The organism is Ancylobacter terrae (genome assembly GCF_045108345.1).
Taxonomy (GTDB): Bacteria; Pseudomonadota; Alphaproteobacteria; order Rhizobiales; family Xanthobacteraceae; genus Ancylobacter.
This window is the reverse complement of the sequence record NZ_JBJGXH010000001.1, coordinates 230,083-249,148: the sequence shown is the minus strand read 5'-3', so window position 1 is coordinate 249,148 and position 19,066 is coordinate 230,083. Positions and strand designations below refer to the sequence as shown.

Below are 19,066 nucleotides of genomic sequence, written 5' to 3'. Positions count from 1 at the left end.
CCGGGATGACGCCGCTGGACAAAGTTTCGGATCGTTCCTGCAGGGCTAACGCAGCCATGCCCCCGAACGCACCGCCGCGAAGATGACGAGGCCGTAGACCGCGAGCGCGGCGGCGAGCGCGGCGAACAGCGCCTCGATCGACCCGGTGAGGCGCAGCGCCAGCCAGCCGCCGCCCAGCGCGACGGCGATCCGCAGCCCGCCCGCCACGATCGGCCAGAACAGCCGCCCCGCCCCCTGCGCCGCGAAATAGAGCGCGAGGCCGAGGCCGAAGAAGCCGTAGGCCGGCCCGACGATGCGCAGATAGGCACTGCCGGCCGCGATCATGCCCGGCTCGGCGCTGAACAGGGAGAGCCAGGCGTGCGGAAACAACGCCGCCGCCAGCCCGATCGCCTCGGTCACCGCGAAGGCAAGCAGCCCCCCTGCCAGCGCGATGTGCCGCGCCCGGTCGGCGCGGCCGGCGCCGATATTGGTGCCGACCATCGCCACCATCGGCGCGCCGATGCCGAAGATCAGCGGGATCAGCAGGTATTCGAGCCTGACGCCGGTGCCGTAGCCCGCCAGCGCCTGCGCCCCCGCCGCGGTGGCGACCAGCGCGGTGGCGCCGGCGATGACGAGATTGGTCTGCAGCGCGTTGAGCGCCGAGAGCCCGCCCACGCGCAATATGTCGGCGAAGGGCGCCCGGCGGATCCGCACCCAGCGGAAGCGGGCGGGGTTGCGGCCCGAGAGGATATAGGCGGCGAGCGCCAGCGTTCCCGCGCCGAAATAGGTGATCAGCGCCACCGCCCCGCCGGCGATGCCGAGCGCCGGAACCGGCCCCGCGCCGAAGATCAGCACCGGCGAGACCGGGATCAGGAACAGCACGCCGCCGCAGGTCACCGCCGCCGGCACCAGCATGTTGCCGGTGCCGCGGATGACGCTGGCCAGCCCGTTCATCAGCCAGATGAGGACGATGCCGGCGAACAGCACGTCGGAATAGGTCAGCGCCGCCGCCAGCTCGCCCTCGGTGCCGCCGAGGAAGCGGTAGATCGCCGGGCCGAAGATCAGGAAGATCGCCGAGCAGGCGAGCCCGAGCAGCAGGCAGACCACCACCGCGTGCAGCACCAGCCCGTCGGCCTCCTCCCGCCGCCCCGAGCCGAGCGCCCGCGCCACGGCGGAGGAGATGCCCCCGCCCACCGCGCCGCCCGAGATCGCCGTCATCAGCATGAAGGCGGGGTAGACCAGCGCCATGCCGGCGAGTGCGTCGGTGCCGAGCTTCGCCACCCACCAGGTCTCGATCAGCCCGGTCGAGGCCTGCGCCAGCATGATCAGCACGTTCGGCCAGGCGAGGCGCAGCAGCAGCGGCAGCACCGGCGCCTCCAGCAGCTGGCGCGTGCGCGGATCGGCGCTCCGCGCGCCCGCCGGCGGAGCGCTCGCCCCGTTGCCGTCCTCGACCCTCATGCCGCCCGTGCACCCTTCTGCCGCGACCGGCGGCCGCGCTTCATCGCACGGCACCGCGCGCCCGTCAGCATCGCCCCGCCTCTCGCTCACGCCGCGGCCGGCACCGCCGCGCCGTCGCGCGGCTCGCGCACGGCGAGGATGGCGATGGCGGCGACGAAGCACAGCAGGCCCGCGACGAAGAAGGCCGGCAGATAGGTGGCGTAGAGCGTGCGGGTCAGCCCCGCGCCATAGGCCGCCGCCGCCGCGCCGAGCTGGTGGCCGGCGAAGATCCAGCCGAACACGAGGTTGGCGCGCTCGCCGAAGCGGTCGGCCGCCAGCTTCACCGTCGGCGGCACCGTCGCCACCCAGTCGAGCCCGTAGAACACCGCGAACAGCGACAGGCCGTAGAAGCTGAAATCGGTGAAGGGCAGATAGACCAGCGAAAGCCCGCGCAGGCCGTAATACCAGAACAGCAGCGTGCGGCTGTCGAAGCGGTCGGACAGCCAGCCCGAGCCCACCGTGCCGGCGAAGTCGAACAGGCCGATCATCGCCAGCACCCCGGCCGCCGCCACCGGCGCCATGCCGAAATCCCCGCACAGCGCGACGAAATGGGTCTGCACCAGCCCGTTGGTGGAGGCGCCGCAGATGAAGAAGGTGCCGAACAGCACCCAGAAGGTCCGCGACCCCGCCGCCTCGCGCAGCGCCAGCAGCGGCGAGGCCAGCATGGCCGCGAGGCTCAAAGGACCGGCCGGCGCGGGCACCGGCGCGTCGGCGCCATAGGGGGCGAGGCCGAGCTCGGAGGGCCTATCGCGCATCAGCGCCAGCACCGCGACCGCCGCCACCAGCATCAGCGCCAGCACGAAGGCCAGCGCGCCCCGCCAGCCGACCCTCTCGGTGAGCCGCGCCAGCAGCGGCAGAAAGACGAGCTGCCCGGTCGCCGTGCTGGCGGTCAGCAGCCCCATGACCAGCCCGCGCCGCGCCACGAACCAGCGCGTCGCCACCGTCGCGCCCAGCACCATGGCGGTGAGCCCGGTGCCGAAGCCGACCACCACGCCCCACAGCAGCAGGAGGTGCCACAGCTTCGACATGAGGAAGGAGCCGAGAATGCCCGCGGCGATCAGCGCCAGCGCCACGCTCGCCACCCGCCTGAGGCCGAAGCGGTTCATGAAGGCGGCGGCGAACGGCCCCATCAGCCCGAACAGCACGAGCCGCACCGCGAAGGCCGAGGAGATGGCGGCGGTGTCCCAGCCGAATTCGGCCTGCAGCGGGCCGATCAGCACCCCGGGCGTGCCGACCGCGCCGGCGGTGACCAGCATGGTGAGGAAGGTCACCCCGGCCACCACCCAGCCATAATGGATGCCGCGCCGGGCCAGGGCACGCGACAGGGCGGAATCGCCGGCAATCGCCGGCGCGGAGGTCGTCGTCATCGGGCGTCCTATCTGCGGGTATATACCCGCGTAACAGCAAAAAAACGTCGCGTCAGACCGCCTGCAGCAGCTCGTCCAGCGCCTCGATCCGCTCCGGCCCCAGCCGCGCCTCCACGGTGCGCTGGCACGCTTCCCACAGCGGCGCCGCGCGGATGAGCAGCTCCGCCCCCGCCGCCGTCAGCGTGACCACCGATTCCCGCTGGTCCTCGCCCCGCCCCGCCGCGGCGAGCCCGAGCCGCTCCAGCACCCGCACATTGCGCCCCATGGTCGAGCGGTCGAGTTCGGCGACGCGGCCGAGCTCGGTCAGGCTCACCTTCTGCCGGCGCTCGATCATGCGCAGCAGCGCGAACTGCGCCACGTTGATCCCGAGCGGCTCCAGCGCCGCGTCGTAGATCGCGGCGATACGGCGGCCGGCGGCGCGGAGCCGTGTGCAGTAGCAGGGCGACAACATGATGCGTGTATATACCCGCTTCCGACGCCCTGTCCAGCGCGCGCCACGCCGGCCGACGCAGGAGCGCCCGCGAATCCGGCAGGCGCGGGCGCGCTATCGTGCGATTCAGAAACGGCCGGCGCGCGGCCTCGCCCGGACGGCGAGCAGCCGCGGCACCGGTCGGCCGCGGCCCGGCCCCGCGTCCGGCTCCTCCGCGCCCAGCAGCATCACCGCCATGCCCATCTGCACGCTGCCGAAGGTGATGCCCAGCGCGATGGTGAGCGCGACCACGGCGAGCGGCCCGGCGGAAGACTGCGTCACCAGCGTGCCCAGCCGGGCGATGTCGAAAGAGATCAGCCCGCCGACGCATAGAACGGCGATCGCGATGCCGATCAGCGCATGGCGCAGGAGAAAGCGCACGAGATGGGGCATGGTCGCACTCCGCGGCTCGCACGGCGTCGGGCGGGCGGCACCCGTGCGTCGTGCCGGGGTCGAGGATAGGGCACGCGCGAGCCGGCGCAACGCGGAATGAGCCGCACCCACTGGCGCGGACCGCCCGGCACGGTTTTCGCGAGCCCCGGCGCAGGTCACAAAACCCCCGGCACGGGTCTCGCACGCCAACGCCGGCGCCGAGCGTGACCGCGCGGCAACGGGCGCCACATCACGGGCATGGTATGGCTCGGTTTCGAGTCGGATCGAGAGGGAGAGCGCATGGCAGCCGGGGCGGGTGAACTTCATGCGGCGGAGGCCGCGGCTCATGGCGGCGTCGATCTCCTGCCGATCGTCGTGCTGCTCGGCGCCGCCGTGGTCGCGGTGCCGCTGTTCAAGCGGCTCGGCCTCGGCTCGGTGCTCGGCTATCTCGCCGCCGGCCTCGCCATCGGCCCGTTCGGCTTGCGCGTCTTCACCGATCCCCAGTCGATCCTGCATGTCGCCGAGCTCGGCGTCGTCATGTTCCTGTTCATCATCGGGCTGGAGATGCAGCCCTCGCGGCTGTGGGCGATGCGCGGGGAGATCTTCGGGCTCGGCCTCGCGCAGGTGGGCGTGTGCATCGGGCTGCTCACCTGCGTCGGCCTCGCGCTCGGCTACCCGGTGGCGGAGAGCTTCGTCGCCGGCACCGGCTTCGTGCTCACCTCCACCGCCATCGTCATGCAGATGCTGGACGAGCGCCGCTCGCTCGCCTTGCCCAAGGGCCGGCGCATCGTCGCCATCCTGCTGCTGGAGGACCTCGCCATCGTGCCGCTGCTGGCGCTGGTGGTGTTCCTCGCGCCGGGCGGGGGCCACGTCACCCTCGGCGAGCGGCTCACCGGCATCGCCGTCGCCCTCGCCTCGGTCGCCGCGCTGATCCTCGCCGGGCGCTATCTGCTCGACCCGATGTTCCGCATCCTCGGCAAGGCCAAGGCGCGCGAGGTGATGACCGCGGCGGCGCTGTTCGTGGTGCTCGGCGCGGCGTTCGCCATGCAGCTGGGCGGGCTTTCCATGGCGATGGGCGCCTTCCTCGCCGGCGTGCTGCTGTCGGAATCCTCGTTCCGCCACCAGCTGGAGGCGGATATCGAGCCGTTCCGCGGCATCCTGCTCGGCCTGTTCTTCCTCGGTGTCGGCATGGCGCTGGATCTCACCGTGATCGTCGCCAGCTGGCGGCTGATCGCGGTCTCGGTGCTCGCCTACATGGTGCTGAAGATGATCGGCATCTTCGTCATCGCCAAGCTGTTCCGGACCGGCAACCGCGAGGCGATCGAGCGCGCCGTGCTGATGGCGCAGGGCGGCGAATTCGCCTTCGTGCTCTACGCGGCGGCGACCTCGGCCGGCCTGATCGACGCCGAATCCAACGCCATCCTCACCGCCACCATCATCGTCTCGATGGCGCTGACCCCGCTGATGATCATCGCCCATGACCGGCTGATGCCCAAGGCCGCGCCCTCGCTCGACGGGGTGGAACGGGCGGAGAACCTCGAGGCCAGCGTGCTGATGATCGGCTTCGGCCGCTTCGGCCAGATCGTCAGCCAGCCGCTGCTCGGCCATGCCTGCTCGATCTCGCTGATCGAGACCGACCCCGAGCTGATCCGCGTCACCCGCGATTTCGGCTTCAAGGTCTATTACGGCGACGGCACCCGGCTCGACATCCTGCACGCCGCCGGCGCCCACCATGCCCGGCTGATCATCGTGGCGGTGGACGATGCCGAGGCTGCGCTGAAGATCACCGAGCTGGTCAAGGCCGAGTTCCCGCTGGTGCCGATCCTCGTGCGCGCCCATGACCGCGAGCACGCCGCCGCCCTCATCAATGCCGGCGCCGATTTCCAGATCCGCGAGACCTTCGAATCCGCGCTGACCCTCGCCGACAAGGCGCTGGAGATGATGGATGTCGAGCCGGAGGAACGCGCCGAGGTGATCGCCGACATAAGGCGCCGCGACGCCGACCGCCTCGCCCTCGAACTCACCGAGGGGCTCTACAGCACCGCCGCCCGCGCCCTCATCCTCGGCAACCTCCCGCTCAAGCCCGCCCCGCAGCCGGAGGCCGAGCCCGCCCCCGTACCCCGTCCCGCACCGGTCTAGAGCGCCGCGATCAGGCTCCACCAGCCGAAGGCGGTGAGCAGCGAAAGCGGCACGCCGATGCCGATCACCAGCGCGACCAGATCCGGTTCGAGATCGTGGTCGAGCGCGATGATGCTCGCCCCCAGCATGGGCGGCATCGCCATCTCCAGCATCGCCACCTTCGCCACAGGATCGCCCGCCTGCCCGAGCGCGAGATAGAGCGCGAGGATGGCGAGCGGCGCCGCGACGAGCCGGAAGCCGAGCGCGACCGCGAGCGCGGCCAGCCGCCCGCCGATCTTGTCGAGCCGCAGCGCGAACCCCACCGCCGCCAGCGCCACCGGCGTCAGCGTGCCCGCGAGCGTGCCGAACAGTTCGCTGAGCCAGTCCGGCCGCGCCACATGGTTGGTGGCGAAGGCGACGAGGATGGCGATGAAGGGCGGGAAGGTCGCGATCCGCCGCAGCACCGCGCCGGCGTCGAGATGGCCCGCGCTCGCCACCGTCGCCACCGCGAGGCCGAGCGTCGACAGCGCGAGATAGGAGCCGAACAGGTCGATGACGATGCCGAGGCCCAGCCACTGGCTGCCGGCGAAGGCGGCGATCATCGGCAGCCCGACGAAGGAGGTGTTGCCCCAGCCGGCGACCAGCAGCAGCGCCCCGGTGCGCTGACGGCTCCAGCCGAGCGCGCGGGCGAGCGGCACCAGCACGAGAATGGCGAGCCCGGCGCCGATCCACGGCGTCGCCGCCGCCAGCCACCAGTCGTCGGCGATGGTGAGCCCGTGCACGCTGTGGAGCGCCGCCGCCGGCAGCGCGACATTGATCACCCAGCCGCCGAGCACCTTGGTGGCGTTGTCCGGCAGCCGTCCCGAAAGGCGCAGCAGCACGCCGATGCCGAGGCACACGAGTATCAACGCGATCTGCTGCACGCCGCCCCCGGTTGAACCGTACCGTCCCCGCCCCAGCTTGAAACAGGAATGGCGGGCGCGCGCCACTCCTATTCGCGCGCCGTGCGCCTCAGCCCCGGAACAGCGCCGCGTGGTCCCGCGCATAGGTCGCGAGCGGGCGCGGCGGCGCGCCGGTGAGCGCTTCGACATCGCCGGTCACGCCCGCCGCCCAGCCTTCCCGCACGGGATGGAAGATGGTGGCGAGGAAGCCGGCATAGTCCGCCGGCACCCCGGCGCCCGTGAGCATCGCGACGAAGGCGGCGTCGTCGATCGGCGTGTAGGCGATGGGCTTGCCCGCGACTTCCGCGAGGATCGCCGCCGCCTGCCCATAGGAGAGAGCCTCCGGCCCGGTGAGGTTGAACGCCCGGCCCTCGAAGCGCGCCTCGGTCAGCGCCGCCGCGGCGCTGGCGGCGATGTCGCGGGCGTCGATGAAGCTGGTCCTGCCCTCGCCCGCCGGCAGCGCGATCACGCCATGGTCGATGCCCGGCTTCCAGAAGGTGTGGAAATTGTCGGCGAACCAGTTCGGCCGCAGGATCACGAAGGGCACGCCGGATGCCTCCAGCGCCAGCTCGACCTGGCGATAGGGGATGGAATCGTCCGCATCGACGCCGAGCGCGGTCTGCAGCACCACCTTGACGCCGCGCGCCGCCGCCGCCGCGATCACCGGCGCCAGCAGTTCCTTCACATTGGTATGGCCGGTGGGCAGCAGCACATAGGCGCGGTCGACGCCGTCAAAGGCGGCCGCGTGGGTGGCCGGATCGGCATAGTCGAACGCGACGCTCTCCGCGCCCGCCACCGCGGCGCCGCTGCGGCTCGCGGCCCGCACCTTTTCGCCTTTCGCCAGCAGCGCCGCCACCAGCGGCGTGCCCACCGTGCCGCGGGCGCCGAGCACGAGAATCCGTCCAGCCATCGCTCTCTCCATGGTATCCATTTGAAACCAGCTTTCGAGATGATACATACCTCCCGATGTGAAAGGCCGGAAGAAGGCACTTTCCGCTCACCTGATGTCCTCGCGGTAACCGCCCCCGGCCGGGCGCACAGGAGGTCCGCATGCAGCCCGCCTACGACGTCTACGAGGACCGCTGCCCCACCCGCCTGGTGCTGGACCGCATCGCCGACAAATGGGCGGTGCTGATCCTCCACACGCTCGAAGAAGGCCCGGTGCGGTTCAACCGGCTGCGCCGCGACATCAAGGGCATCTCGCAGAAGGTGCTGTCGCAGACGCTGAAGAAGCTGGAGCGGGACGGGCTCGTCACCCGCACCATCTTCCCCACCGTGCCGGTCACGGTCGAATACGCGCTGACCCCGCTCGGCCGCACGCTGACCGACACCATCGCCGCCCTCGCCCATTGGGCGGAGGCCAATATCGAGGCGGTGCTGGCCGCGCAGAAGAGCTACGACGCGGCGCGGGACCCGCAGCCAAGCGTCTGAGAGAGGGTTTGGCCCCCTCGGCGCCGTCCCGGACGGGGCCTCCGGCAAGGAGCCGCCACCGACCGCCGGAATACCGAAGCGATCCCGGATACGGCCTCCGGCCGTCGCGGGGTCACGCGGGCCGGGGAATTTCCGGCCCCGCCCTGAACCGCGGAGGTCGCGGGCCGCGCCGTCCGCGGCCATGCATTCCCGCACTCGGCCATGCCCTTGCGCAAGAAGCCCGGCCCGGTCGGGCGCATTCCTGTGCGGAACGGGGCGGCACGGGCCGTCGCCGCCATCGCGGGGGGAAACGCCGATGCGCCCGAAACTGCCGAAGACCGCCCGGAAGGCCGGCATCGCTGTCGCCGCTGCCGCCGTCGCGATGATGGCTCTTGCACCCGACGTGGCCGCCGCCACCGCCGCCGATGCGTTCTACACGGTCGCGGCCCAGGACATCCCCGGCCGTCCCGGGACGCTGCTGCGCCTCGAACCCGTCGCGGCGCCGCGTGGGGCGGCGAGCGCCTACCGCATCCTCTACCGCTCGCGCGGGCTGTCGGGCGAAGCCGTCGCCGTCTCGGGCGTGGTCGCCGTTCCCGCTGGCGGCGAGCCGCGCGGCGGGCGCGGCATCGTCACCTGGGGCCACGGCACCACCGGCATCGCCGCCGGCTGCGCCCCCTCCCGCGCCCCTGCACGCGACTTCGCCGCCATCGAGGGGCTGAACGGCCTGCTCGCCGCCGGTGATGTCGTCGTCGCCACCGACTATCAGGGCCTCGGCGCCGGCAACGGCCACCCCTATCTCGTCGGCGTCAGCGAGGCGCACGCGCTGATCGACGCGGCCCGGGCGGCCCGCCACGTGCCCGGCGCCGATGCCGGCCGCCGCGTCGCCAGCTGGGGTTTCTCGGAAGGCGGCCATGCCGCGCTCTTCGCAGGCGCCCTCGCCCGCCGTTATGCGCCCGACCTCGACCTCGTCGGCGTCGCCGCCGCCTCGCCGCCGACCGAGCTGCGCCGCCTGCTGCGCGCCGATATCGGCTCGCTCTCCGGCAAGGTCATCGCCTCCTACGCCATCTGGTCGTGGAGCCACGCCTATGGCGCCCCGGCCGGTGCGGTGGTGCAGGGGCGGGCCATGCCGGATCTCGCGCGTATCGCGACGACCTGCAGCCTGACCCCCGGCGACGACCTCACGCTCGGGCTCACCGCCATCGACTACGGCGCGACCGGCTTCCTGACCAGGGATGCCGTCCGCCAGACGGCGTGGAACCGCCTGATCGCGCGCAACTCCGCGCCGCAGCGCGAGGGCGCGCCGGTGTTCATCGCGCAGGGCACGATGGACCAGGTGGTCGGGCCGGCGCCGACGCGGGACTACGTGACGCGCCTCTGCCACACCGGCGCCCGCGTCGACTATGTCGAGGTGGAAGGCGCCTCCCATGGCGGCGCCGAGCGCGGGGCGGGACCTGCGGCGGTGACATGGCTCACCGCGCGGCTCGACGGGCAGCCGGCGCCGGATGATTGCGGCGAGGCGCCCGACACCATCCCGGCGCGGCCGGGGCACTGACGCCTCGACCGCTTGTCCCCGTTCGATCGGGCCGTGGATCCCGCTTTTCTCCCTCGGTCCGCTCGGCCATGATCGGTCAGAACGAGGGGGAGAGCGCAGGATGGAGATACTGAACGTGCCGGCGCTCGCGCGCCGGCTTCTGGCCGCCGGCGTGGTCGCCGGCAGCTTCGTCGTCACCCTCACCGGGACGCTCCCGGCCGGCGCGGACGAACGCCCGTTCACCGCGCTCGCCGTCTCCCATCTCGCCGACCCCCGTCCGGTCGCCGGCGCCGACGGGCGCACCCACCTCGTCTACGAGCTTTCCCTCGTCAACATGACCCGCCTCGTGGTGCGGGTCGACGCCATCGAGGCGACCGACGGCCCCGGCGGCAAGCCGCTCGGCCGGCTCGACGGCGACGGCCTCGCCGCCGTGTTCCGCATCAATGGCGGCGATCCCGGCGTGGTGCTCGGCCCCTCGCAATCGGCGCTGGTGTTCATGGATGTGGCGCTGCCGGCCGGCGCCCCGGTGCCGGCCGCGCTCGGCCACCGCATCGCCACCACCCGCATGAAGAAGGCGGCGGGCACCGACATCCACAAGGGGCTGCCGCTCGGGCCCAGCGACGGCATCCCCGCCGAGGTGACCTTCGAGACGGCCCCGGTCGGCGTCGACGCCCGCCCGGCGATCCGGCTGTCGCCGCCGTTGCGCGGGCCCGGCTGGCTGGCCGCCAACGGCTGCTGCGACACCATCACCTCGCACCGCGGCGGCGTCATGGCCTTCGACGGCACGCCCTATGCGCCCGAGCGCTTCGCCATCGACTTCGTGCAGATCGACCGCGACCACCGCCTCGCCACCGGCCCGATCGACCAGCTCGCGAGCTACCCCTATTTCGGCGTGCCGATCCACGCGGCGGCGGACGGCGTCGTGGTCGGCCTCAGCGACGGCGCGCCCGAGCGCACGCCGGGCGAACTGCCGACCGACACCACCATCGCCAATGCGACCGGCAATCACATCGTGGTCGACATGGGCGCGGGCAATTTCGCCCTCTACGCCCACCTCAAGACCGGAACGGTGGCGGTGAAGATCGGCGACCGGGTGAGGCGCGGCGACGTCATCGCCCAGCTCGGCAACACCGGCAACACCGACGGCCCGCACCTGCATTTCCACGTGATGGACGGCCCCTCCCCGCTCTCCTCGAACGGGCTGCCCTATGTGTTCGACGCCTTCACCGGCCAGGGCCGGCTGCAGCCGGACGACGCGTTCTTCGCCGGCAAGCCGGGCGCGCTTGAGCCCGGCTGGCTCGCCGGGCCGCACGCGAACCAGCTCCCGCTCAACAACGAGGTGGTCGACTTCGGCCCCTGACCCTCACGTCCGGCGGGGCGCGGGCGCCGTTTCCGCCCGCGCGAAGGCGGTGGCGGCGTCCTCGAGGTCCTCGAAGATCATCCCCCGCCCGATCCGCTCCAGCAGCCCCGCCCGCGCGAGGATCTCGCCCGGATCGGCGTGCAGCTCGGCGATGCCGAGCGCGATGCCGCGGCGGGCGAGATCGGCGCGGAACGCCTCCAGCATCGCCGCCGCGGTGGAATCGACCTGCACGATGGCGCTGGCGTCGAGCACGAACCAGCGCGTGCCGGCGGGCAGCGCGCCGGTGATCTCGCCGATCTGGCCGCGCACGAAATCGACGTTGAAGAACAACAGGCTGCCCTGGATCAGGCACAGCGCCAGCCCCGGCACCGGATGCGCCTCGGGCGCGCGGTGCAGCTTGTAGAAGCCGGCGCGCCCGTCGATGCGGCCGAGCAGCGCGATGTGCGGGCGCATCTCCTTCAGCAGCACGTAGATCAGCGTCGCCGCCACCGCGATGACGACGCCGTTCAGCACGCCGAGGCTGACCGCCCCCCACATGCCGATCAGCGCGAAGGCGAATTCCATCCGGCTCACCCGCCACAGCTCGCGGAAGCCGGAAATGTCGATCAGGCTCAGCGCCGCCGAGGCGAGGATCGCCCCCAGCGCGGGCGCCGGCAGCAGGCTCAGCCCGTCATTGAGGAACAGCAGCATCCCGGTCAGCGTCGCCGCCGCGACGAGGCCGGCGAGCTGCGAGCGGCCCCCGACCGACAGGTTCATCGCCGTGCGCGAATCCGACACGGTGACGGGAAAGCCGCTGAACAGCCCCGAGGCGATGTTGGCCCCGCCCAGCCCCACCAGCTCGGCATTGGCCTCCACCTCGAACTTGCCCCGCGCGCCGAAGCTGCGCGCCGCCACGATCCCCGAACCGAAGCTCACCAGCCACACCGCGCCCGCCCCGAGCAGCAGTTCCTTGAGCGGCAGGCTGGTAACCGGCAGCGACCAGCCCGGCAGCGCTTCCGGCAGGCTCCCGACCACGTTGATCCCCATCCCGCGGAAGTCCAGCAGCGCCGAGGCCGCCACCGCCACGACCACCACCACCAGCGGCCCCGGCACGGGGAAGCGCCCGCGCTGCAGCGCCACCAGCAGCGCGAACATCGCCGCCCCCAGCATCACCGAGGGCGCGTGGATCGCCCCCGCCTTGCGCGCGAGTTCCACCAGCGGCGGCACCAGCCCGTCCGATTCGATCTTCAGCCCGGTGAAGCGGCCGATCTGCCCGATCAGGATGGAGAGCGCGATGCCGCTGATGAAGCCCACCAGGATCGGCCGCGACAGGAAGGCGGTGATGGCCCCGAGCCGCAGCCGGCTGGCAATCAGGCAGAACAGCCCGACGGCGAGCGCCAGCGCCGAGGCCGTCGCCACCCGGTCGGCGACATTCGCCGCCGGCAGGCTGGCCAGCACCGCCGCCAGCACGGTCATGGTCGGCGCGTCCGGCCCCACCACCAGCTGGCGCGAGGGCCCGAACAGCGCGTAGCCGACCAGCGGCAATATGCTCGAATAGAGCCCGACTTCCGGCGGCAGCCCGGCGATCGCCGGATAGGCGATGGCGCTGGGGATCGCCACCGCCGCGATGGCGAGGCCGGCGGTGAGGTCGTGGCGCAGCCAGTCCGGGCGATAGCCGCGCAGGCCGCGCGGGATGAACCGGTCGGGACGCAAGCTCATCGCCGCCCCTCCCCCGCGCCGCCCGCCGGCAGGCCACGGCCGCCGCGGGGCGCTCGGACGACGGCATGGGCACGCATGGCTTCACTCCGGCATGGACGCACGGATCGCGCGCCCGACCGGAGCCGATCCTAGCCCCGAGCACCGCAGGTGTCTTCCCGCAGGTGTCTTCCCGCCAGCATCTTCCCACCGCCGCATCCAACCGCATCCCGCTTCCCGTCGGCATGGACGGCTGGCTGACAGATTCGCCCGGCTAGCGTGCCGCCATCGCCGAACATCTCGCGATCACAGACAAGGGATTCGACATGCGCTACACGCTCGCCGCTCTTCTCGCCGCCGCCGTCCTGGTGCCGGCCGCCGCGTCCGCCTCTCCGGCCTGCACCAAGGAGCCCAAGGACAAGTGGATGTCCGAGGACGCGATGAAGGAGAAGGTCACCGAGATGGGCTACCAGAAGATCAAGACCTTCAAGGTCACCGGCAGCTGCTACGAGATCTACGGCTACACCAAGGACAACAAGAAGGCCGAGGTCTATTTCAACCCGGTCACCGGCGCGGTCGTGAAGTCCGAGATCGACTGACGATGGCGGGGGATGCTTCCGCGGCCGGGGTGGAGAACGCCCCGGCCGGCCCTGCGACCGTCGCCGTCTGGGACCCGGTCGTGCGCCTGTTCCACTGGACCGTCGTCGCCGGCTGTCTGCTCAACCTGTTCGTGCTGGAGGATCGCCCCCACGAGGTGGTCGGCTACATCGTCGCCGCCGCGCTCACCATCCGCGTGGTCTGGGGCTTCATCGGCACGCGCTACGCGCGCTTTGCCGATTTCGTGCCCGGCCCGCGCCGCCTCACCGCCTATCTCGCCGCGCTGGTGCGCGGGCGCGAACCGCGCACGCTCGGCCACAACCCGGCCGGCGCGGTGATGATGCTGCTGCTCATGGGCCTGCTCGCCGCCGTCTCCCTCACCGGATGGATGATGAGCCTCGACGCCTTCTGGGGCGAGGACTGGCTGGAAGAGCTGCACGAAGGCATCGCCAATGCCATACTCGTCCTCGCTCTCCTGCATGCGGGCGCGGCTCTGTTCGAGAGCTGGCGGCACCGGGAGAACCTCGTCTGGTCGATGGTGACCGGGCGCAAGCGGGCGTGAGGCATCGGAAATGCGGCTGCTGCTGGTCGAGGACAGCGCGCGTCTGCGCGCGCTGGTCGCGGAAACCATCCGCGAGGCCGGCTGGCGGCTCGATCCGGTGGGCGATGTCGCCCATGCCGAGGCGGCGCTGGCCACCACGCGCTATGACCTGCTGCTGCTCGATCTCGGCCTGCCGGATGGCGACGGGCTGGAGCTGATCCGCCGCCTGCGCCAGCGCAAGGACCAGACGCCGGTGCTGGTGCTCACCGCGCGCGGGGCGGTGGACGAGCGCATCGCCGGGCTCGATGCCGGGGCCGACGACTATCTCGCCAAGCCCTTCAACAACGGCGAATTGCTGGCCCGCGCCCGCGCCCTGCTGCGCCGGGCGCCGCTCGCCGTCGATCCGGTTCTGGAAGCCGGCGCGCTGCGCTTCGACCCGGCGACGCAGGATGCGAGCTGCGCCGGGGAGGCCATCGCGCTCGCCCCGCGCGAGCGCGCCGCGCTGGAGATCCTCATGCGCAACGCCGGCCGCGTCACGCCCAAGCGCGGCCTCGAATCCATGCTGTCCGAATTCGGCGACGAGGCGACCACCAACGCGGTCGAACTGGTGATCTCGCGGCTCCGGCGCAAGCTCGCCGCCTGCCCCACCGGCGTCGCCATCGAGACGGTGCGCGGCGTCGGCTACCTGCTGCGCGAGACCGCGGCGTGAGCGCGGAGACGGCCCGCCCGCTCGGCCGGCTGGTGGCCAGCCGCATCGTCCTGTTCGCCGCCATCGCCATGCTCGCCCAGCTCGTCGCGGTGCTGCTCGAATATGGCCGCGACCCCGACAATCTCGCCCGGCTGATGCTGGAGCAGGAGACGAGCGACGTCGCCGCCGGGCTCAGCCGGCACGGCACGCGCCTCGCCTTCGAGCTGCCGCCCGCGCTCGCCGAGCGCTACGACCGGATCGGCTCGGGCTATGTGGCGCGGGTGCGCACCGCCGGCGGCGCCGTGCTGTTCTCCCATTGCGACGCCGCCTGCACCGACCATTTCCTGCCCCTCGACGTGCACCCGCCGGATTTTTGGCTGCGCCGGACCGCGCCCGGCTTCCCGCTCTCCATCGCCGGCGGGCGCACCGTCGGGGTCGGCGACCGCGCGGTGTTCATCGAGATCGCCATCGACCGCGACCCCGGCCGCGCCGTCTGGGGCGTGATGGCCGAGGAGGCGCTCGACCACATGCTGGTGCCGATGAGCCTCACGCTCATCTTCGTGCTGGGAGCGACGCTGCTCTCGATCCGCGCCGCGCTGCGCCCGGTCGCGCAGGCGGCGGAGGCGGCCGACCGGCTCGACCCGCTGAACCCCGATGCGCGGCTCGACGTCACCGGCATGCCGCGCGAGATCGCCCGCCTCGTCGGCGCGGTGAACCGCAGCCTCGAGCGCACCCGGCGGCTGATGGACGCGCAGAAGCTGTTCACCTCCGCCATCGCCCACGAGATCCGCACGCCGCTGGCGGTGATCCGGCTGGAACTGGAGCGGATCGACCACCCCCGCGCCGCCCGCGCCCGCGACGAGCTGGACGAGCTGACGCGCTTCCTCGAACAGCTCGTCATGCTGGCCCGGCTGGAGGCGACCGACCGCGCCGGCTTCGCCACCGTCCGCCTCGACGATCTCCTGGAGGAGGTGGTCGGCGCGCTCGCCCCCTTCGTCTACGCGCACGGCGCCTCCATCGCCCTCGAAGGCTCGGACAACCGGCCGGTCGCGGTCCACCCGGCGCTGCTGAAGGACGCCATCCGCAACCTCGTCGAGAACGCCGTGCGCCATGGCGGGCCAGGCGTCGCGGTCACCGTCGCCGCGCACCCCGACGCCAGCATCACCGTCACCGACGACGGCACCGGCTTCGCCCCCGCGCCGAAGGTGGAGGCGCCGGGGCACTACCGCAGCAGCGGCGGGCTCGGCATCGGGCTGGAGATCGTGCGCCGCATCGCCGCCCTGCACGGGGGCACGCTGGAGATCGGCCCCGCCACCCCGCGCGGCACCCGCGCCCGCATCATCCTGCCGCCGCCGGCGTGAGCGCGCGTCAGGCGGGCGGCGCGCCCGCCCGCTGCCAGGCCTCCGGCGCCTCATAGGCCTGCCGCACCGTCTGGCGCCGCGCCTCGGGCGCATCGGCGTAGAGCGTGGTGCGCGGGCGCGGCGTGCGGCCGAGCGCGCGGATCGCCTCCTCCATGCGCCGCGGCGCGAGGTCCTGCCCATGCGCCGCCCCCGCCGCGCGGGAGATGCTCTCGTCCATCAGCGTGCCGCCGAAATCGTTGGCGCCGGCTTCGAGACACAGCTTCACGCCCTCGACGCCGAGCTTCACCCAGGAGGCCTGGATGTTGGGGATGAGCGGGTGCAGCGCGAGGCGCCCCACCGCGTGCATCAGCACCGCCTCGCGAAGCGTCGCCCCGGCGCGGGAGCGGCCCTTGAGATACATCGGCGCCTCCATCGGCACGAAGGGCAGCGGCACGAATTCGGTGATGCCGCTGGTGCGCGCCTGCAGCCGCCGCAGCCGGATGAGGTGCCGCGCCCAGTGCACCGGACGCTCGACATGGCCGTACATGATGGTCGACGTCGTGCGCAGGCCGAGCTCGTGCGCGGTGCCGATCACCTCCAGCCACTGGTCGGTGGTCACCTTGTCCGGGCAGATCACCGCGCGCACCTCGTCGTCGAGGATCTCCGCCGCGGTGCCCGGCAGGCTGCCGAGCCCCGCCGCCTTCAGCTGGCCGAGGAAGTCGCGCAGCGGCAGGCCGAGCGAGGCCGCCCCCTGCCAGATCTCCAGCGGCGAGAAGGCGTGGATGTGCATCTGCGGCACCGCCGCCTTCACCGCCGCGAGGATGGCGAGGTAGTGCGCGCCGGTATAGGCGGGGTGGATGCCCCCCTGGATGCACACTTCGGTCGCGCCACGCGCCCACGCCTCCCCGGCCCGCTGCGCGATCTCCGCCAGGTCGAGGTCATAGGGCCGCCCGCGCAGGTTCTCGCTCATCTTGCCCTTGGAGAAGGCGCAGAACTGGCAGCGATAGGTGCAGACATTGGTATAGTTGATGTTGCGGGTGACGACATAGCCGACGCCGTCGCCGACGCGCGCCCGCCGCACCGCATCGGCCGCCTCGCACACACGCCAGAAATCATCGCCCCGCGCCGCGAACAGCTGGGTGATCTCGTCCTCACCGAGTTCCTCGCCCGCCGAGGCGCGGGCGAGCGCCCGCTCCAGCCCCGCCCGCGCCGGGGTCATCCGGTGCCGCAGCTTGTGGCGCGCCTCATACGCGGCAGCTCCCGGCGGCGCCTCCACGCCCGGTGTCCAGTCGCCGGTGCGGGCGAAGCCCTCGGCGTCGGAGAGCCGCAGCGCCTGCGGGCGCAGGGCCGGATCGATCCAGCGCTCGGGATCGGCGAGATGGCGGGGATGGGCGGCGAGGCGCTCGACCAGCACCTTGCCTTCGCACGCCGTCTGCGCGGCCAGCGCGTCGAGATGCGGCCAGGGCGCCTCCGGGTTCACATGATCGGCGGTCACCGGCGAGACCCCGCCCCAGTCGTCGATGCCCGCCCCGATCAGCCGGCCGAGCGCGCCCGGCTGGAGATTGGGCGGCGCCTGGATGCTGATGCCCGCGCCCATCACGATGCGCGCTACCGCCACCGTCCACAGGTGATCCTCGACATCGGGCTCGGGCGAAGCCGCCATCCGCGTATCCGGCTTGGCGCGGAAGTTCTGGACGATGATCTCCTGGAGATGGTCATGCGCGTCGTCGAGATCGCGCAGCGCGAGCAGCGCCTCGATGCGCTCGGCCCGCGTCTCGCCGATGCCGATCAGCAGGCCGGAGGTGAAGGGCACCTGCGCGGCGCCCGCCGCCGCGATGGTGGCGAGCCGCACGGCCGGGTGCTTGTCCGGCGAGCCGAAATGCGGCCCGCCCCGCGCCGAGAGGCGCTCGGCGGCGGTCTCCAGCATGATGCCCATAGAGAGCGAGACGCGGCGCAGCCGCGCGATCTCCGCCGCGCTCATCACGCCGGGATTGAGGTGCGGCATCAGCCCGGTGCGCTCCAGCACCAGCTTCGCCATGGCTTCGAGATAATCGAGCGTGGTGGCGTGGCCGAGCGCGTCGAGCGCCTCGCGGGCGGCGCGGTAGCGCAGCTCCGGCTTGTCGCCGAGCGTGAACAGCGCCTCCTTGCAGCCCGCCGCGCGCCCCGCCTCGGCGATGGCCAGCACCTCGCCCGGCGACAGATAGGCCGGCCCGGCCCGGCGCGGCGCCTTGGCGAAGGTGCAGTAATGGCACACGTCGCGGCACAGATGCGTCAGCGGAATGAACACCTTGCGCGAATAGGTGATGCGATCGCCGAAGGCGGCGTCGCGGATCGCGGCGGCGGTCGAGGCGAGCGCGGCGAGATCGTCGACGCCCGCCAGCGAGAGCGCATCGGCGGGTGAAGGGCGAACGCCGGCGCGGGCGGCGGCGAGAATGCCGGCGGGGGCGGCCGGGGCGGCGATCGGAAAGGCGCGGGGTGTCATCGTGCCGGCGGCTCGGTCGGTGGCGAGGCCGGCAGGATAGCCAATATCGCTCCGGAGAAATGCGTAGCTTCCGGAGAAAATGCCGCATGGCACCCGCCCCCGCCATGCGCGGGGCGCAAGGATCGCCGGGCAGGCGGCGCGGCGCAGCGGCGGGGCTGGCGCGCGCGGGCCGCCCGCGGCGGCGGCGCGGCCGGTCGGCCTACTGCATGATCTGCGGCGTCCCGCAGCGCGGCGGCGCGCAGTCCGGCAACGTGAAGGCCTCGGCGGGATCGGCCGGCGGCGGCACCGGCAGAGGCACGGTCTCGCCCGTCACCGGATTGGGCGCGGACGGATCATAGGACGGCGCGTCGGGCGGCAGCGGCTGGTCGACCGGCGGCAGCGTCGGATCGGGTATCGTGACGTCGCTGTTCTGCGCGAACGCCGTTGCCCCCGCCGCGATCAGCAGGGCGGCTGCCGTGAGCCAGCCGATCGGTCTCCTCATGCGCGCCCCCTGTCTGCGATCACGTGCCGTGCCGTGATGTCAAAGGTGGCCTGTCGCGCGCCCGCGCGCAAGGCGCTTGCAAGGGAGCCGACCGGTTACCGATCCGCTCACGAGGTGGTGGCTTTCCAGCGCGCCCGCGCGAGGGGCGCTTGGGGCCGGCACCCGCCGAACGCCCCCTCGCGCAGGCGCCTTGCGCGGAACAGGGTCGGGCGCGGCAAC

At 72.6% G+C, this 19,066-nt stretch carries 17 protein-coding genes; 8 read left to right on the top strand and 9 right to left on the bottom strand.

The window, feature by feature from the left end; translation table 11 throughout:
• Positions 1-45: 45 nt before the first annotated feature.
• The 4 genes from ACEUEL_RS01170 to ACEUEL_RS01155 form a co-directional block, all read right to left on the bottom strand.
• Entirely contained in the window at positions 46-1,437 is a 1,392-nt protein-coding gene (locus tag ACEUEL_RS01170) for an MATE family efflux transporter (protein ID WP_405701317.1), read from the bottom strand.
• Between the two features lie 86 nt (positions 1,438-1,523).
• A complete protein-coding gene (locus ACEUEL_RS01165) occupies positions 1,524-2,843 on the bottom strand; it encodes an MFS transporter (protein ID WP_405701316.1) in 1,320 nt (439 codons plus the stop codon).
• Between the two features lie 52 nt (positions 2,844-2,895).
• Positions 2,896-3,294 (bottom strand): MarR family winged helix-turn-helix transcriptional regulator, encoded by a 399-nt coding sequence (locus ACEUEL_RS01160; RefSeq protein ID WP_405701314.1) that lies wholly within the window; start codon positions 3,292-3,294, stop codon positions 2,896-2,898.
• A gap of 105 nt (positions 3,295-3,399) precedes the next feature.
• Positions 3,400-3,705, bottom strand: coding sequence for a hypothetical protein (locus ACEUEL_RS01155; RefSeq protein WP_405701312.1), 306 nt, complete (start codon positions 3,703-3,705; stop codon positions 3,400-3,402).
• Between the two features lie 279 nt (positions 3,706-3,984).
• Between ACEUEL_RS01155 and ACEUEL_RS01150 the strand changes: the two genes are divergently transcribed.
• Entirely contained in the window at positions 3,985-5,823 is a 1,839-nt protein-coding gene (locus tag ACEUEL_RS01150; RefSeq protein WP_405701311.1) for a monovalent cation:proton antiporter-2 (CPA2) family protein, read from the top strand.
• On the opposite strand, the gene ACEUEL_RS01145 is transcribed toward ACEUEL_RS01150, so the two are convergent.
• Both ACEUEL_RS01145 and ACEUEL_RS01140 read right to left on the bottom strand, forming a co-directional pair.
• Complete coding sequence (locus ACEUEL_RS01145; RefSeq protein ID WP_405701309.1) at positions 5,820-6,725, bottom strand: AEC family transporter; 906 nt, start codon at positions 6,723-6,725, stop codon at positions 5,820-5,822. The two genes, ACEUEL_RS01150 and ACEUEL_RS01145, sit on opposite strands and share 4 nt — an antisense overlap.
• Before the next feature lie 88 nt (positions 6,726-6,813).
• Positions 6,814-7,653: an SDR family oxidoreductase gene (locus tag ACEUEL_RS01140; RefSeq protein ID WP_405701308.1), complete on the bottom strand. Its 840-nt coding sequence runs from the start codon at positions 7,651-7,653 to the stop codon at positions 6,814-6,816.
• A gap of 140 nt (positions 7,654-7,793) precedes the next feature.
• On the opposite strand from ACEUEL_RS01140, the gene ACEUEL_RS01135 reads away from it, so the two are divergent.
• The 3 genes from ACEUEL_RS01135 to ACEUEL_RS01125 all read left to right on the top strand — a co-directional run bounded on the left by ACEUEL_RS01135 (position 7,794) and on the right by ACEUEL_RS01125 (position 11,044).
• Complete coding sequence (locus tag ACEUEL_RS01135; RefSeq protein WP_405701306.1) at positions 7,794-8,174, top strand: winged helix-turn-helix transcriptional regulator; 381 nt, start codon at positions 7,794-7,796, stop codon at positions 8,172-8,174.
• A 295-nt stretch (positions 8,175-8,469) separates the two neighbouring features.
• Positions 8,470-9,705 (top strand): lipase family protein, encoded by a 1,236-nt coding sequence (locus ACEUEL_RS01130; RefSeq protein ID WP_405701304.1) that lies wholly within the window; start codon positions 8,470-8,472, stop codon positions 9,703-9,705.
• Positions 9,706-9,805: 100 nt separating this feature from the next.
• The gene (locus ACEUEL_RS01125) at positions 9,806-11,044 is read left to right on the top strand and encodes a M23 family metallopeptidase (RefSeq protein ID WP_405701302.1); all 1,239 of its coding nucleotides are present in this window, start codon (positions 9,806-9,808) and stop codon (positions 11,042-11,044) included.
• Between the two features lie 3 nt (positions 11,045-11,047).
• Here the strand turns inward: ACEUEL_RS01125 and ACEUEL_RS01120 are convergent, their stop codons facing one another.
• Positions 11,048-12,742 (bottom strand): SulP family inorganic anion transporter, encoded by a 1,695-nt coding sequence (locus ACEUEL_RS01120; RefSeq protein WP_405701301.1) that lies wholly within the window; start codon positions 12,740-12,742, stop codon positions 11,048-11,050.
• Positions 12,743-13,044: 302 nt separating this feature from the next.
• Here ACEUEL_RS01120 and ACEUEL_RS01115 point away from each other — a divergent pair, with 302 nt between their 5' ends.
• From ACEUEL_RS01115 to ACEUEL_RS01100, 4 genes are read left to right on the top strand one after another with little or no spacing between them, the layout of a single operon-like run.
• A complete protein-coding gene (locus ACEUEL_RS01115) occupies positions 13,045-13,317 on the top strand; it encodes a PepSY domain-containing protein (RefSeq protein ID WP_405701300.1) in 273 nt (90 codons plus the stop codon).
• A gap of 2 nt (positions 13,318-13,319) precedes the next feature.
• On the top strand, positions 13,320-13,877 hold the full coding sequence (locus ACEUEL_RS01110) for a cytochrome b/b6 domain-containing protein (protein WP_405701298.1): 558 nt from the start codon (positions 13,320-13,322) through the stop codon (positions 13,875-13,877).
• Between the two features lie 10 nt (positions 13,878-13,887).
• Positions 13,888-14,565, top strand: a complete 678-nt coding sequence (locus ACEUEL_RS01105; protein ID WP_405701296.1) for a response regulator — start codon at positions 13,888-13,890, stop codon at positions 14,563-14,565.
• A complete protein-coding gene (locus ACEUEL_RS01100) occupies positions 14,562-15,905 on the top strand; it encodes a sensor histidine kinase (protein WP_405701294.1) in 1,344 nt (447 codons plus the stop codon). Before ACEUEL_RS01105 ends, ACEUEL_RS01100 begins: the two co-directional genes overlap by 4 nt.
• Before the next feature lie 7 nt (positions 15,906-15,912).
• Here ACEUEL_RS01100 and cofH read toward each other — a convergent pair whose 3' ends face one another.
• Both cofH and ACEUEL_RS01090 read right to left on the bottom strand, forming a co-directional pair.
• Complete coding sequence (cofH, locus tag ACEUEL_RS01095) at positions 15,913-18,366, bottom strand: 5-amino-6-(D-ribitylamino)uracil--L-tyrosine 4-hydroxyphenyl transferase CofH (protein ID WP_405701291.1); 2,454 nt, start codon at positions 18,364-18,366, stop codon at positions 15,913-15,915.
• 199 nt (positions 18,367-18,565) lie between these two features.
• The gene (locus ACEUEL_RS01090; RefSeq protein WP_405701290.1) at positions 18,566-18,847 is read right to left on the bottom strand and encodes a hypothetical protein; all 282 of its coding nucleotides are present in this window, start codon (positions 18,845-18,847) and stop codon (positions 18,566-18,568) included.
• Positions 18,848-19,066 lie beyond the last annotated feature (219 nt).

Coding starts and splice junctions, on each gene's coding strand:
- ACEUEL_RS01170 (WP_405701317.1), bottom strand. CDS start 1,437: ATGAGGGTCGAGGACGGCAACGGGGCGAGCGCTCCGCCGGCGGGCGCG.
- ACEUEL_RS01165 (WP_405701316.1), bottom strand. CDS start 2,843: ATGACGACGACCTCCGCGCCGGCGATTGCCGGCGATTCCGCCCTGTCG.
- ACEUEL_RS01160 (WP_405701314.1), bottom strand. CDS start 3,294: ATGTTGTCGCCCTGCTACTGCACACGGCTCCGCGCCGCCGGCCGCCGT.
- ACEUEL_RS01155 (WP_405701312.1), bottom strand. CDS start 3,705: ATGCCCCATCTCGTGCGCTTTCTCCTGCGCCATGCGCTGATCGGCATC.
- ACEUEL_RS01150 (WP_405701311.1), top strand. CDS start 3,985: ATGGCAGCCGGGGCGGGTGAACTTCATGCGGCGGAGGCCGCGGCTCAT.
- ACEUEL_RS01140 (WP_405701308.1), bottom strand. CDS start 7,653: ATGGCTGGACGGATTCTCGTGCTCGGCGCCCGCGGCACGGTGGGCACG.
- ACEUEL_RS01135 (WP_405701306.1), top strand. CDS start 7,794: ATGCAGCCCGCCTACGACGTCTACGAGGACCGCTGCCCCACCCGCCTG.
- ACEUEL_RS01130 (WP_405701304.1), top strand. CDS start 8,470: ATGCGCCCGAAACTGCCGAAGACCGCCCGGAAGGCCGGCATCGCTGTC.
- ACEUEL_RS01125 (WP_405701302.1), top strand. CDS start 9,806: ATGGAGATACTGAACGTGCCGGCGCTCGCGCGCCGGCTTCTGGCCGCC.
- ACEUEL_RS01120 (WP_405701301.1), bottom strand. CDS start 12,742: ATGAGCTTGCGTCCCGACCGGTTCATCCCGCGCGGCCTGCGCGGCTAT.
- ACEUEL_RS01115 (WP_405701300.1), top strand. CDS start 13,045: ATGCGCTACACGCTCGCCGCTCTTCTCGCCGCCGCCGTCCTGGTGCCG.
- ACEUEL_RS01110 (WP_405701298.1), top strand. CDS start 13,320: ATGGCGGGGGATGCTTCCGCGGCCGGGGTGGAGAACGCCCCGGCCGGC.
- ACEUEL_RS01105 (WP_405701296.1), top strand. CDS start 13,888: ATGCGGCTGCTGCTGGTCGAGGACAGCGCGCGTCTGCGCGCGCTGGTC.
- cofH (WP_405701291.1), bottom strand. CDS start 18,366: ATGACACCCCGCGCCTTTCCGATCGCCGCCCCGGCCGCCCCCGCCGGC.
- ACEUEL_RS01090 (WP_405701290.1), bottom strand. CDS start 18,847: ATGAGGAGACCGATCGGCTGGCTCACGGCAGCCGCCCTGCTGATCGCG.